Source organism: Thioclava kandeliae, from assembly GCF_040297545.1.
Lineage (GTDB): Bacteria > Pseudomonadota > Alphaproteobacteria > Rhodobacterales > Rhodobacteraceae > Thioclava > Thioclava kandeliae.
In genome coordinates, this window is record NZ_JAYWLC010000001.1 from 272409 (window position 1) to 286208 (window position 13800).

General features: G+C 61.9%; 9 protein-coding genes, 1 tRNA gene and 1 pseudogene. 6 read left to right on the forward strand and 5 right to left on the reverse strand.

Annotation, left to right across the window (positions count from 1 at the left end):
- Positions 1–10 precede the first annotated feature (10 nt).
- The gene (locus VSX56_RS01310) at positions 11–664 is read right to left on the reverse strand and encodes a TetR/AcrR family transcriptional regulator (protein WP_350934284.1); all 654 of its coding nucleotides are present in this window, start codon (positions 662–664) and stop codon (positions 11–13) included.
- Between the two features lie 170 nt (positions 665–834).
- Between VSX56_RS01310 and VSX56_RS01315 the strand changes: the two genes are divergently transcribed.
- Positions 835–1947 (forward strand): HlyD family secretion protein, encoded by a 1113-nt coding sequence (locus VSX56_RS01315; RefSeq protein WP_350934286.1) that lies wholly within the window; start codon positions 835–837, stop codon positions 1945–1947.
- Positions 1944–3488 carry a DHA2 family efflux MFS transporter permease subunit gene (locus VSX56_RS01320; protein ID WP_339112313.1) on the forward strand — a complete coding sequence of 515 codons (1545 nt, stop codon included), beginning with the start codon at positions 1944–1946 and terminating at the stop codon, positions 3486–3488. Before VSX56_RS01315 ends, VSX56_RS01320 begins: the two co-directional genes overlap by 4 nt.
- A 15-nt stretch (positions 3489–3503) precedes the next feature.
- On the opposite strand, the pseudogene VSX56_RS01325 reads toward VSX56_RS01320, so the two are convergent.
- Both VSX56_RS01325 and VSX56_RS01330 read right to left on the reverse strand, forming a co-directional pair.
- Positions 3504–3866: pseudogene (locus VSX56_RS01325) on the reverse strand (adenylyltransferase/cytidyltransferase family protein); the annotation flags it as partial.
- A 25-nt stretch (positions 3867–3891) separates the two neighbouring features.
- Positions 3892–5085, reverse strand: coding sequence for a LicD family protein (locus tag VSX56_RS01330; protein ID WP_350934642.1), 1194 nt, complete (start codon positions 5083–5085; stop codon positions 3892–3894).
- Positions 5086–5942: 857 nt separating this feature from the next.
- Here VSX56_RS01330 and VSX56_RS01335 point away from each other — a divergent pair.
- The 3 genes from VSX56_RS01335 (at position 5943) to VSX56_RS01345 (ending at position 10592) form a co-directional block, all read left to right on the forward strand.
- Positions 5943–7277, forward strand: coding sequence for an HlyD family secretion protein (locus VSX56_RS01335; RefSeq protein WP_339112311.1), 1335 nt, complete (start codon positions 5943–5945; stop codon positions 7275–7277).
- On the forward strand, positions 7255–8514 hold the full coding sequence (locus VSX56_RS01340) for an AGE family epimerase/isomerase (RefSeq protein ID WP_350934289.1): 1260 nt from the start codon (positions 7255–7257) through the stop codon (positions 8512–8514). The genes VSX56_RS01335 and VSX56_RS01340 overlap by 23 nt, the downstream gene beginning before the upstream one ends.
- A gap of 83 nt (positions 8515–8597) precedes the next feature.
- Complete coding sequence (locus tag VSX56_RS01345) at positions 8598–10592, forward strand: glycosyltransferase family 2 protein (RefSeq protein WP_350934291.1); 1995 nt, start codon at positions 8598–8600, stop codon at positions 10590–10592.
- 417 nt (positions 10593–11009) lie between these two features.
- Here the strand turns inward: VSX56_RS01345 and VSX56_RS01350 are convergent.
- Together VSX56_RS01350 and VSX56_RS01355 are read right to left on the reverse strand one after the other, a co-directional pair.
- Positions 11010–11085, reverse strand: a tRNA-Thr gene (locus tag VSX56_RS01350).
- A 51-nt stretch (positions 11086–11136) separates the two neighbouring features.
- Entirely contained in the window at positions 11137–12804 is a 1668-nt protein-coding gene (locus VSX56_RS01355; RefSeq protein ID WP_350934294.1) for an ABC transporter permease, read from the reverse strand.
- A 114-nt stretch (positions 12805–12918) separates the two neighbouring features.
- On the opposite strand from VSX56_RS01355, the gene VSX56_RS01360 reads away from it, so the two are divergent.
- Positions 12919–13794, forward strand: a complete 876-nt coding sequence (locus VSX56_RS01360; RefSeq protein WP_339112258.1) for a hypothetical protein — start codon at positions 12919–12921, stop codon at positions 13792–13794.
- The last annotated feature ends 6 nt before the right edge of the window (positions 13795–13800 follow it).

A 13800-nucleotide genomic window follows, 5' to 3' on the forward strand; every position in this document is an offset into this window, starting at 1 on the left:
ACACTATGCCTCAGGGGCGCCCATAGGCCGCCATGAAAATGCGCACTGCCTCGCGGCAATTGGCCTCGATCTCGTCGTCAGCGGGCGGGGCCGCGCGGAACCCGAACAGGCATTGCCGCCATAGCCCTGCCGTCACCAGTTCGGAAAACCGGTGGGCAGTCATCAACGGATCATCAATGGCAAAGCGCCCCGCGGCGCTTTCCTGACACATCCAGTCCGACAGCACGCCCAGAAAATTCCGTGCGCCGGTCTCGTAGAAACGCTGGCCCAGTTCCGGCATGCGCTCGGCCACCCCGATCACGATACGCTGGCCGCGCACGACATCTTCCGAACACAGTTTGTGCCCCAACAGCCGCGCGGAGTGCAGAAGCTTCTCCTCGGCACTGCCCGGCCCCGCCAGAACCTCGTCGACACCCGCCAAAAAGATCCGCTTGCGCTGTTCGATCAGCCCGACGAACAGATCCTGCTTATCGGCGAAATAGACATAGAGCGTGCCTTTGGACACGCCCGCAGCCTTGCAGATACTGCTCATGGTGGTCGCGTCATAACCGCGCTCGAGAAACATTTTCCATGCGCCTTCCAGGATCTGGTCGCGCTTCTCGGGGTCCTGCCCCGCAGCGTGACGCCGGATCTGGCCGTCACAACAAGAATCTTTTTCGTGCATTACTGCCCCCGAGGATTTCGAGGGAATATAATCGAACCAGACGGTTCGATAAAGCCCTTGATTGGTAAGCGGACTTGCCTTATCCACATCGAACCGAGCGGTTCGATTGATTCCGCCCGCCTGTCATGCCTGCCGTTCCGCCCCGATCATCCGTTCCGAAAGCGCCCATAATGTCCTCCGCTCCCGATACTTCCGTCGAAAATCCCGCCCCCGCCTCCAAACCGGCAGGCCGCAAGAAAAAGATCCTTGCAGGCGTGGCCGTTGTCGCGATCGTGGCCGTTGGCTGGTTCGGCGTCAGCTGGTGGACCCACGGCCGCTTCATGGTGAAAACCGATGATGCCTATGTGCAGGCCGACGTCTCGCTGATGTCCTCCAAGCTGCAGGGCTATGTTTCCGAGATCGAGGTGAAGTCCAACCAGCATGTCGCCAAGGGCGACGTTCTGCTGCGTATCGATGATGGTGACTACAAGATCGCGCTGGAGCTTGCGCAATCCAAACTGCCAACCCTCGAGCGGACATTGGCACGGATCGACGCGCAGATCGCGGCGGCAGAAACCTCGGTGGAACAGGCCAAGGCGCAGCTCGGAGCGTCAGAGGCGGCGCTGACCAATGCCCAGACCAATGCCAAACGTGCCAAGGATCTGGCCGCGCGCCGCGTGACCTCGCAGGCCGATCTCGACACCGCAAACGAGACACTTGCCACGGCTCAGGCCAACAGGACCGCCGCCATTGCTGCCATCGCGGGGGCCGAGGCCGATGTCGAGGTTCTGCGCGCCGAGCGTGCGGAGAGTGAATCGAGCCGCAAGCAGCTGCAGCTGGCCGTCGATCAGGCGCAGCGCGACCTCGAGCACACCGTGATCCGCGCGCCCTATGATGGTGTCGTGGCCAATATCGCAATTGAAGAGGGCGAGCTGGTCAGCATCGGCGCCACCCTTGCCGCCGTCGTGCCCGATCATGGTCTCTATGTGGAGGCCAATCTCAAGGAGACCCAGCTGGCCGGTATCACCCCCGGTGCCAAGGCGACCGTGGTGCTAGATGCCGACAAGGACCATCCGATCGAAGGGACCGTGACCTCCATCGCACCGGCCACGGGGGCGATCTTCTCGCTGATCCCGGCCGATAACGCGACCGGCAACTTCACCAAGATCGTGCAGCGTGTGCCGGTGCGCATCGCCCTGCCCGAGGATCAGGTGCCGCTGCGCGCGGGTCTTTCGGCAGAGATCGAGATCGACCGCCGCACCTCGCCCGCAGAGGGCCAGACCCAGACGGCCTCCTCGAAATGACCGACACGCCGGAGCTGACGCCACGCCGGATCATGGCCTTCATGGTCATGGTCTTCGGCATGTTCATGGCCATTCTCGACATCCAGATCGTCTCCGCTTCGCTCTCCGAAATCCAGGCGGGGCTTGGCGCCTCGCGCGACGAGATCTCATGGGTGCAGACCGCCTATCTGATCGCCGAGGTGATCATGATCCCGCTCTCGGGTCTTCTGGGACGGATGATGTCCACGCGGCTCCTCTTTGCGGCCTCGGCTGCGGGTTTCACGGCGGCCTCCTTCATGTGCGCCACCGCCGGATCGATCAACGAGATGATCCTTTGGCGGGCGCTTCAGGGGTTCTTGGGCGGTGGCATGATCCCTTCGGTCTTTGCCGCGGCCTTCACCATCTTCCCGCCCTCCAAACGCAATATCGTCTCGCCGATCATCGGCCTGATCGCCACACTTGCCCCGACCGTCGGCCCCACGGTGGGCGGTTACCTGTCCCATGCGCTGTCGTGGCACTGGCTGTTCCTGGTCAATGTGCCCGCCGGCATTCTGGTGACCGTTGGCGCGCTCAGCCTGATCGATTTCGACAAGCCGGACTGGAAGCTGTTCCAGACCTTCGACTGGTGGGGCCTTCTGGCGCTGGCCTGTTTCCTTGGCGGGATGGAATATGTGCTGGAGGAAGGTCCAGGCAATGACTGGTTTCAGGACGAGGCCGTGGCCATCCTGTTTATCATTGCCTCAATCGGTTGCGTGACCACCTTCTGGCGGGCCTTCACCCGCGAGAATCCGGTCGTCGATTTCAGTGCTTTCACCGACACCAACTTCTCGCTCGGCTCGCTCTTTTCTTTCGTGATGGGCATCGGCCTTTACGGGATGACCTATCTCTACCCGCTCTACCTGTCCTCCGTGCGTGGCTATGACAGCCTGATGACCGGCGAGACGGTCTTCGTTTCGGGGATCGCGATGTTCATCGCCGCCCCTCTGACCGGCATGCTGGCCTCGAAAGTCGATCTGCGGGTGATGATGGTCGCGGGGTTCTTGGGCTTCGGCCTCTCGACCTATATGCTGACCTATATGACCGACCAGTGGGATTTCTGGGAACTGTTCTGGCCGCAGGTGCTGCGCGGAATGTCGCTGATGATCTGTATGGTCCCGATCAACAATCTGGCGCTCGGCACATTGCCGCCTGCCAAGATCAAGGGCGCCTCGGGGCTGTATAACCTGATGCGGAACCTTGGCGGTGCGGTGGGGCTTGCGGTCATCAACCAGATGCTGACCGACCGCCAGGCGCTGCATGACGCGCGGCTCGCCGAGGCGGTGAATTGGGCCAATCCGGAAGCGCTTCGCCAGCGCGATCTTCTGGCCAATATCTACAGCCAGTCAGGGCTCGACGGCACCACGGCGGCACTGTCGCAACTGGCCGCACGGGTGCAGGGACAGGCCCATGTGATGGCCTTCATCGACACATTCGTGGTGCTGACCTTCCTCTTTGCCAGTCTCGCCCTGATGGCGCTCGCGATGAAACCGCCAAAGGCGCAGGGCAAGCCGCCCGCCCATTGAGGCGGGAGATTGCGTTCAGGCGCTGCGGACGAAAAGTTTGATCTCGGTGCTCGAGACATCTTTCGTGCGCTCGAGATAGATCACCTCGCACAGATCGGACAGGTCATCGAAATGGCCGGCCCAGTCATCGCCCATCGCGAAGATATCGATCTCCAGACGTTCGATATCGCGGCGCTTCTGCTCCCAATGCTCTTCGGGAATGACCTCGTCGACATAGCGGCAGGCCGCCACGATCTCGGCGCGATGTGCATAGGGGATGGAAGAGCGCTTGCCCTTGATCGCGTTGAACTCGTCGGTCGAGACCGCCACCGTCAGATGGTCGCCCAGATCGGCAAGCCGCTGCAACAGCCGCACATGGCCATGATGGAACAGATCGAATGTGCCGAAATAATCACTTTTCGGGTCATTTCAGTTCCTTCTCAAGCAGGCTAAGAAAAGCCGAGAACCTCTTCTTCGCCTTGGTCCAGGGAAATACGAAAAACGGATCGGGCACCCGCCATCCCTCGCCGTAATTGGCGCTCAGGACGGTATCGGGGTCTTTGGGGATCAGGCGGCGCGGATTACCCTGCCACGGCACCAGATCCATCAAGGCCTCGCGCGGGACATCGCCATAGCTATAGGGATAGACAAACAGCCTGCCCTCCTCGCTAATCCATGCGGGGAACAGATCCACCTGCACCGGCCCCACGCGCTTGAGCTTGTGGATACCGGCCGAGACATTGGCCTCGGGATCGATCAGCTCTTCCTCCTCCAGAAGCGTGCGAAGCTGCGAGAAGGCTTCGGCCGCCTCCTCCTCGTTACGCGCATCAAGAAGCACGGCCACATCGATATCATCGTCATGGGGCAGGAAATCGCCATCGCGAACCACGCCCAGAAGCGTGCCGGAATTGAGGAAAACCGTCAGTCCCAGTTCGGCCAGCCGCTCGGCCATCACGTCGAACGCCTCCCAGACGGTCGCGCTTTCCAGCCCGTCGAAGGTCATCCCGCCATGCGGTGCGATGGCCACGCCATGGCTCGTCATATGCTCGGTGAGCGCATCAAAGGCCAGCGGTCGCCCCTGTGTCTCGAACGCCTTGCGGATATGGGTCATATGCATCCGGCCACGCGCCGGACGTCTGTCGAACAGCCCGTAGAGCCAGCGGCGGGCAATCCGGTTGCGCAATATCGTCGGACGGCCATCGATCCGCTTGTAGAGCGTCTTGAACAGGGTATTGCTGCGGGCTTCGGGTTCGCTACGCGCGTAGATCTCCATCAGCGCCACCATCCGCGCATCGCGCAGTTCCGGCAGATCGAAGCTACGGATATAGTCGCTGCGCCGCCCGTCGGGCGTTTCGAGGAACAGATGTAGCGGGAAGCGGTGCAGATCGATGAATTGCGACACGATCCGCGCGCGATCGGCATTACCGCCATCGGTAAAACGGCGCGCGAGCTTGGGGGTGCGCTTGTCGTTGAAGACCACGGGAAGCGTGCCCTCCTCGCCCCGCAAGACCAGAACGGGAGCGTCCTCACCGGCGTTCAACGGGAACGCGTCCGAGACGATGAACGACCCGCTGAGCTTGGCCTTACCACGCGGGACATCGACATCCAGCGTCAGCATATCGCTCACGATCATCTCGCGCAGGGGCGCGCTCTTCGCAATTATGTCGTTGTCTTTCGGAATCGGTCCGGCCCTCGATATATGACAGTTTTGTGACACCGATATTGCTGAACGGGTCGGCATCGCGTCAATCGTTAAAAAACTATTAAGTAAATGCGGTCCAATTGTGACAATCTCCGGTTAAAGGCGCCGACGCGTTGCACCGTTCTGCCCCAAATCGGTGAAACTCATAGCAGAATGAGAACAGTGCAGCGGTTTTCCGAAGTATGTGTCCCATATAATAAACATATCAATTTGGCACTCCAACTCCGGCCCACGCCTTGCACGCACGCCCTGTTTCAGCTCCTACCGGACGGCTTACGCGCTCCGAAACCGCGCAACGGCAATCAACCAACGCGTGTATTGTGACACAATGAAAATCCTCAAAATTGTTCTATAACTTACTGATTCGAGCGAAAAAATCTGAAACTCTTCTGAAATACGTTTCTGAAACACCCACGCACATTTTTTAAACATCTTCGATGGCAGCCCTTAAATGTGATCAGATAGAACGGGTTGCCGCTCTGCGCTTCGTCAATTTCGAGGCTAAAAGTTAATAAGATTTCGTGATTAATATCCGTAAATGGAAAAAGTAAATGACGGCATTTGATCGGATATCGGTCGCGTGTTGTCATTTACTTAACGAAAGGTAAACCGGGATTGTCCGGTTTAGACGATAAAGCAAGATCCTCCACGACTTCTCGCCCCGGCGCACTGCGCGTCGGAGGAGAACCTATTCAGCTCCGACCCTTCGGGTCGGCGCTCGAGACCTCTTTGCCTTACTCCAGACGTTCAACATCGAGAAATGGAGCCCTCCCATGGCCTTTTCCACTGGTCTCGCTGGTATGCGGGTCTTTTCCTATAGTGCTGCCTCGGTATTGGGGCTTCTGATGGTGTCTAATACGCTCGCTCCGGTCCTGACGACCCGATCCGAACGCGCCATTGTCAATGCGCCCTCCTATCTGATCACCGCCCCCATTGACGGGGTCGTGCAGGGTATGACCATGAACACCGGCAGCCGCCTACGCGACGGCGAGACGGTCGCGCGCATCCGCAATGTCTCGGTCGATCAGGCCAAACTGGTCGAATTGCGGCTTCGGGTCAGCGAGATGACACAGGAGATCACACAGCGCAATCTGCGCCTGAAGACCTTCGAGACGCAGGCCGCCCAGCTGTCGGATCAGGTGCTGCGCATGCAGCGCGAGGTGCTTGGTAATCTGGAGAACGAGCTGGCCATAAACCAAACCCGCATCGAGCGCCTCGAGGCGACGCTGGGACTGGCAAAAGGGGCGGCCGCCCGTCAGGCCAAGCTGCAGACGGCCGGTATCGTGTCCAAGACCGTGGCCGAGGACCAACTGGTGACCGCCGATATCGTCCAGAGCCAGCTGGACGAGTTGCAACTGGGCAAACGCCAGCTCGTCGAGCGCCTGAACGCCGCGCGCAAGGGGATCATCGTCGGGATAGATAGCGGGCAGGTGCCCACCCTGCAGGCCGAATGGCGCAGCGCGACACAGGCGATCGCGCTGTTGAAGGGCGAGATCTCGACACAGGAAGACGGTCTGCGCGCGGTGATCGCCATGCGCGATGCCGAGGAGCACCGCGTCTCGCTGCTGAGCGAGACCAGTGTCGAGGTGCAGGGCCAGTCCGAGGTCACGACGCTGGCCATCGAGGACGGGATGGCGGCGCGCGCAGGCGATACCCTTGCCCGTGCAGTGCGTTGTGATCAGCGTGTGATCGTGGCCATTTTCCCCGAACGCACCGCCAGCAAACTCGGCCCTGGCACCGCGATGAAGATCTCCTCCCCCGATTGGCCGGAACCGGTGCCAGCCAAGGTGACCTCGATCCTGCCGCGCACCACGGATACCGAGGATACTCGCTATGTGCTGCCCTTCCCGCCCACCGAACGGCGCGAGTTCTATGTGATGATCCAGCCCGAAGCTGCCCCGCCGCAGACGGGCGGCATGGCCTGCGGCGTTGGCGCATGGGTCACGGCGGAACTTCAGGAGGGCACCCTGCCGCAATTGAGCGCAGGCGTGCGCGGTCTGCTCGATACGGCTCTGGCCGCGATCAAGCCGAATTCGGCGCTGGCCGCCTCTGAGGACACGGCGTTCCCCCGCCATGAGATCGCACATGATGTCGCCTCGGGGCTTTAGATCCCCCCTGCTCGGCGGCATTCTGGGCGTGTTTGTAACAAGTTCCTTTTTTCCCGCTGCCATGGCCTCTCCGCCTGCGGAGCTGGAGGAGACATTATGCACCTCCCTGCGAACGAGCCTTCCTGCCGGGCCTGATCCGGGTTTTCTAACCAGCTGGCCTGAACAGCCCGACCGCGGCGCGGGCGTCTCGCAGCCCGATCCGGCGTTGCGCGATGCGGGCTTTGTCTATGACAACGCCCTTGCGGTGATCGCCCTTCTGGGCTGCGGGGACCTGCCCTCGGCCCAGCGCATCGGCGCAGCCTTCCTGCAGGCGCAGGAGGCGGATCGCAGTTATAGAGATGGCCGCTTGCGCAATGCCTATCGCGCGGGCCTTTCCGCCCGGCCTGCCTTGCCCCCCGGTTACTGGTCGGACAAGGAGGGGCGCTGGATCGAGGATGCCTATCAGGTCGGCACGACGAGCGGCAATATGGCATGGGTGGGGTTGGCCTACCTGCATCTCTCTGCCGCCAGCCATGACCCGAAATGGCGCGCGGCGGCGCTGGGGCTTGCCTACTGGATCGATGACCATATGCGCCCCGATAACGGGACGAAGCGGGGCTATCTGGGCGGCTATTTCGGCTTCGAGCCCGACCCTGCCCGCGCGCCATGGTCCTCAACCGAGCACAATCTCGATATCGTCGCACTATCACGGGCCCTGATGGCCAGCACGCCCCCCCTGCCGCCGGACGATGGCGCGCGGCTCGAACAGATCGAGGCCACCGCCCGCGAGATGGTTCTGAAAATGTGGCGCCCCGCGCGCGGAGCCTTCCTGACCGGCACCACTCCAGAGGGGCAGCCCTCAGAGAACGGCGGCACGATGCTCGATGTGCAGGTCTGGCCCTATCTGGCACTCCCCGAACTGGGCCGGATCAGCGGCCGCCCTGCAACCGTGACCGACATCCTGAAAGCGCTCACTGTCACCCGAAACGGGCGGAACGGATTGGATTTCAACGACGACCGCGACGGCATCTGGGCTGAAGGCACGGCACAGGCAGCCCTCACCCTGAACCGGCTGGGTCTGACCGCACAGGCAACAGAGTTCATGATCACCCTCTCGACGCTCGTCGATCCCGCGACCGGCTACCTTCTCGCCACGGATGGCACCACCCTCTCGACGGGCCTCTCCATCGGGATCGGATCGAGCGGGGAGATCGCCTTCACCTATCCGCCCCGCCCGCATCTCGGGGCCACCGCCTGAGCGCTTCTGGCCCTGCAGGACCGCAATCCCTTCATACCGGCCCCGCTGCCCCTTTCCCAAGACCCCTCTCCGGAGCCTCTCCAATGATCTCTCCTACGCTTGCGGATATGTCCTCGATCCTTGCCTATAATCTCGGGCTGCTGTTCCTGATGCTGGCGCTTGCACTGGGGCTGCCCTCCGACAGGCCCTTTCCACGGCGTCTGATTGGATCGCTCACCGCGCTCTCGGTCATCCTCTACGCGGTCTGGCGCACCACCCAGACCCTGCCCGAGTTCTCGTTCACGCTCAAAGGGCTCTGGCCGTGGATCTTCTGGGCGGCGGAGATGGCGGCCATCGCCTATTCGCTCGCCTCGATCGTCATCCTGTTCAACCATCGCGACAATGGCGAGTTTGCCGATGGGGCCGAAGCGATGCTGGAAGCCAGCGAGGACTGGCCCCGCGTGGATGTCTTCATCTGCACCTATAACGAGCCGATCAATGTGCTGGAGAAATCCATCCTGCCCGCGCTGGCGATGGATTACCCCGATTTCCGTGTGTTTGTCTGTGACGATACCCGCCGTCCCGCCCTGCGGGCCTATTGCGAGGCGGTAGGTGCCAATTACCTGACACGCCCCGACAATGCCCATGCCAAGGCCGGAAATCTCGACAATGCCTACCGGCTGACCGATGATGCGGGCAAAGGCGATCTGATCCTCGTGCTCGATGCCGATTTCGCGCCCCAGCGACAGTTCCTGCGCCGCGTGGTGGGCATGTTCGAGGAACCCAGCGTCGGCCTCGTCCAGACCCCGCAATTCTATTACAACAACGACCCGATCCAGCATGCCTTCGGATTGAGCGACAGTTTCGTCGATGACCAGCGCGTGTTCTTCGATATCTTCCAGCCCGCAAAAGACGCGGTGGGCTGCGCTTTCTGCGTCGGCACATCCTTCGTTGTCCGGCGCAATCTGATCGCCGAGTTGGGCGGGTTCCCCAAGGGCGTTCTCTCGGAGGATATGTGGCTCAGCTACAAGCTGATGGAGCTGGGCTACCAGACCCGCTGGCTGAACGAGAGGCTCTCGGTGGGGCTCTCTGCCGAGGGTGTGGGCGAATATATCACCCAACGCACGCGCTGGTGTCTGGGCACGATCCAGATCGGCTGCATGCCCGACGGGCCGCTCTCGCCCAAAGGCCGGTTCACCCTGCGCCAACGGCTGCATTATGTGCACGGGCTGATGTCATGGCTGTCCAAGCCCTTCATCCCGCTAATGCTGATCGCCCCCGTGCTTTACTGGTATTTCGACCTGCCCGCCTATCACGCGGACGAGCTGGCCTTTCTCAGCTTCGGCCTCCCCGCGCTGATCTGTTTCTGGGTCTACTCGACTTGGGTCTCGGGCGGGCGCACGCTGCCGCTTCTGACCGAGGTCACCCATGCGCTGACCGCCCTTCCCGTGACCATGACCCTCCTTGCCGCGCTCAGAAACCCGTTCGGCAAACCCTTCAAGGTCACCGACAAGGGCGGCGACCATTCATCGGTCAAGGTGAACATTCCGCAAGCCACCTTCTTCGGCGCGATCTCCATGGCTCTGGGGCTGGCCATCGCACTCAATCTGGTGGGGCCGCTCGCGATCACCGAACCTTCGGCCAAAGATCTCTTCAACCTGACATGGGCGGCGGTTGCGATGCTGATCTCGGTCATGGCGCTCGGGATCTGCTATGAGCGCCCCCGCCCTGGCAACGAGGTGGAGATCCGTATGGATCTGGCAGGCCGGCTCCGCTACGGCTCGGAGATACTGGATCTGCGGCTTACAGGGCTGAGCGTCGAACACGCCCGCGCCATTATGGCACAGGGCATCCAGCGGCTGACCGCCAACAGCGTGTGTATTCTGGAACTTGACGGGCTGCCCGAGATCCCTTGCCGGATCGGGACCCTGCGCGCCCATGGTGGACGCCAGAGCCTCAGACTGGAGTTCATGCCCGATACGGCGGCGCGTCAGGCCCTGACCCGCCATCTCTTCTCGCAAGCCCCCGAAAACGTGGCGCGACGCGGGCAGCTGCTGCCCGCAATAGGCCATAGCCTACGCCATCTCCTCTGGGCGTGACCTATCGGAGAGGCCCGACAACGCCTCAGGTTCATGCGGCCCGAGTGGCGACAGACGCACCCCACCTGTCTGGCCCCGCGTGAACCCGATCCAGTCCTACCCAGCTTTCCGATCGGACAAGCGCCCCTTATCTCCGAGGCATCAACGGTTTCAGATGCCTGGCAGGAACTGCCACGACTAACAGACCTTCCATGCGCACTTCGCCCGCCGGAACGAGAAGAAGGAGCGCCAACGAGCAGGGACGAGAGGTTCACCCCGGAAGATGAGTCGGACCAGATCCCGAGCTGGATTCGGCTGACAGGGGTCCAGCGCTACTTTTCGGTCCACCGCCACACGGTCTGCAAGGCCGAGAGGGAAAGTAAGATTAAGATTTTCCGGCAATCTGAAAGCTGCAGAAGGCGTGAATACATTGATAGATGGTGCCCCCAGAGAGACTCGAACTCCCGACCCTCGACTTACAAAATCGCAGCTCTACCAACTGAGCTATGGAGGCACATGCGACCAGATACAAATTTGTCGGGCCGCTGGCAAGCCCCTGATCGGGCTATCTGCGTGAAAGATTGGCGCGTGCCAAAACCACCACAGCGGCAAGCCCCACCGCCATCACCAGAAGCGCTGCGGGTGCTGCATCGCCAAGGTTCTCGAGGCTCGCCTTCTCATGGACGCGGGTGGCAAGGGTCTCGTAGTTGAAGGGCCGCAGCAAGAGCGTGGCCGGCAGTTCCTTCACGCATTCCACAAACACCAGAAGAAGCGCCGAGCCGACAGATCCGCGCATGAGCGGCAGGTAGACCTCGCGCAGGATCTGGCCCAAGCCCCGCCCCAGCGAGCGCGCCGCCATCGGCAAAGAAGGCGGCACCCGCCCGAAGGCGGCATCCGTCGAGGCCTGCGCCACGGCAAAGAAGCGCACCACATAGGCGAGGATGATCGCCACGCCCGTCCCCGTCAGAACAAGCCCCGGATCATGGCCGGTCAGCGCCCAGATCGTATCGGCCTGCCAGTTATCGAACGCGGCTAGCGGAATCAGGATACCCACGGCCAGCACAGCCCCGGGTGCGGCATATCCCAGCGCGGTCAGCGGGATCACCAGCCGTGGCAATCCCTGCCCCGAAAGCCGCATGCCATAGACCATCACCAGCGCCATCGCCACACAGACAAGCGAGGCGACCCCGCCCGTCAGCAGGCTATGCCACGCCGCCAGCAAAAGCCCCGCGCCGATCCAGCCCTCGGGATTGGCCAGCGCATGTGCGCCGATCACCGCGACCGGAAGAACGAACCCGATAGCAAAGGGAACAAAACACAGAGCGAAGGCGAGGCCCCCCGCCCAGCCTTTCAGGTGGATGGGCGTGACGGGGCGGCTCTGGCGGGCGGACTGGTAATAGCGCGAGCGTCTGCGCCCCAAGGCCTCGATCGCAAAAAGCGCGAACACGACACCGAGGATCACAAGCGCGATCTGCGCCGCGCCACCGGCATTTCCGGCCTCGAGCCATGTGGTAAAAATCCCCGTGGTCAGCGTCTGCACACCGAAATAATCGACCACCCCGAAATCGGCCACGGTTTCCATCATGGCGATGGCCGCCCCGGCTACAATGGCGGGACGGGCAAGCGGCAGACCAACCCGCCAGAACAGCGCCAGAGGCCCGGCACCAAGCGCACGGGCAACCTCGTAGCTTGCCCCCGATTGCTCGCGGAAGGCATTGCGCGCCATCAGATAGGCATAGGGATAGAAGCTGGCGGCCAGAACGACCACCGCGGCCCAACGCGAGCGCACCTGCGGAAACCAGTAATCCTGCGCCGATTGCCAGCCGAACATATCCCGCAACAGCCCCTGCAAAGGCCCGGAATAATCCAGAAAATCCACGAGCGCATAGGCCGTCACATAGGCAGGGATCGCCAGCGGAAACAGCAGCGCCCATTCGAGCCAGCGATGGCCCGGAAAGCGATACATCGCCACGATCCACGCAGCCCCTGCGCCCACACAGGCGGTCAGCGCCCCTACCCCCGCAGCAAGCACGGCGGAGTTTTCCAGATAGCGCGGCAGGGTCGTGGCCAGAAGATGTGGCCAGATATTTTCCGTGGGATGGGCCGCAAGCCAGACCACCGCTGCGATGGGTGCCACGATCAGCGCCGCAAACACCACCGCCAGTGCGGACCAGCCGCCGGTGCCGGAGGCCCCGCCGCGGCGCAGGCGCGTTAGGAATGCAGTCATCGCCATGGGCTATATCCGACTTGATCAATCAGGAACACAAGTTCCCGCATAGCCCGAAAGCCGTTTGCCTGTAAAGAAAAGCTGCTCTAATCTAACCCCATAAATCGAGCGGGGAAAAACATGCAGGTCGTCTATCACTTGGGTGCACATGCAACAGATGAAGACAGTCTGGTGCGCTGTCTGGCCCGAAACCCGCGGGTGCTTGAGGAGAACGGCGTGGTCGTGCCCCATCCCCGCCGCTACCGGATGGTGCTGCGCGACACGCTGCTGACGCTGAAAGGCGCCGAGGCCGATATCGAGACCTCGGATGCGGTGCTCGCCGCCGTGACCGACAAGGAAGACATCAACCGCATCATCTTCAGCCATGAATATTTCATGTGCATTCCCGAACGTGTGGTGACCGATAAAGGGTTCTACGCGATGGTGCCGGGCAAGCTGGAGCCTCTGGCCAATATCTTCCCCGATGCCGAGATCGAATTCCATCTGGCGATGATCAATCCCGCCACGCTGATCCCCGCACTGGCCCAACGCGACCCCGAGCGCAGCTACGAGGATCTGATGTGCGGACGCGATCCGCGCGATCTGCGCTGGCGGACGGTGGTGGAAGGCATGGTCGATGCGGCGCAGGGCCATAAGGTCGTGGTCTGGTGCAACGAGGACGCGCCCCTAATCTGGCCCGAGATCATGCATAGCCTGAGCGGGATCGGCGACGATGTGACACTCAATGGCGAGCAGATGATCCTGAAGACGATCATGACCGAGGGCGGATTCCGCCGCTATGCCGATTATATCCTCAATAACCCGCCGAAAACACTCGAGCAGCGCCGCAAGGTGACGATGGCGTTTCTTGACAAATTCGCCAAACCCGAGGAGCTGGAGATGGATGTCGCGCTGCCCGGATGGGACGAGGCGATGATCGACGAGATCACCGCGCTCTACGAGGCCGATATCGATGCGATCGCGCAGATGGCAGGCGTCGATTTCATCGCGCCGTAATCGCCA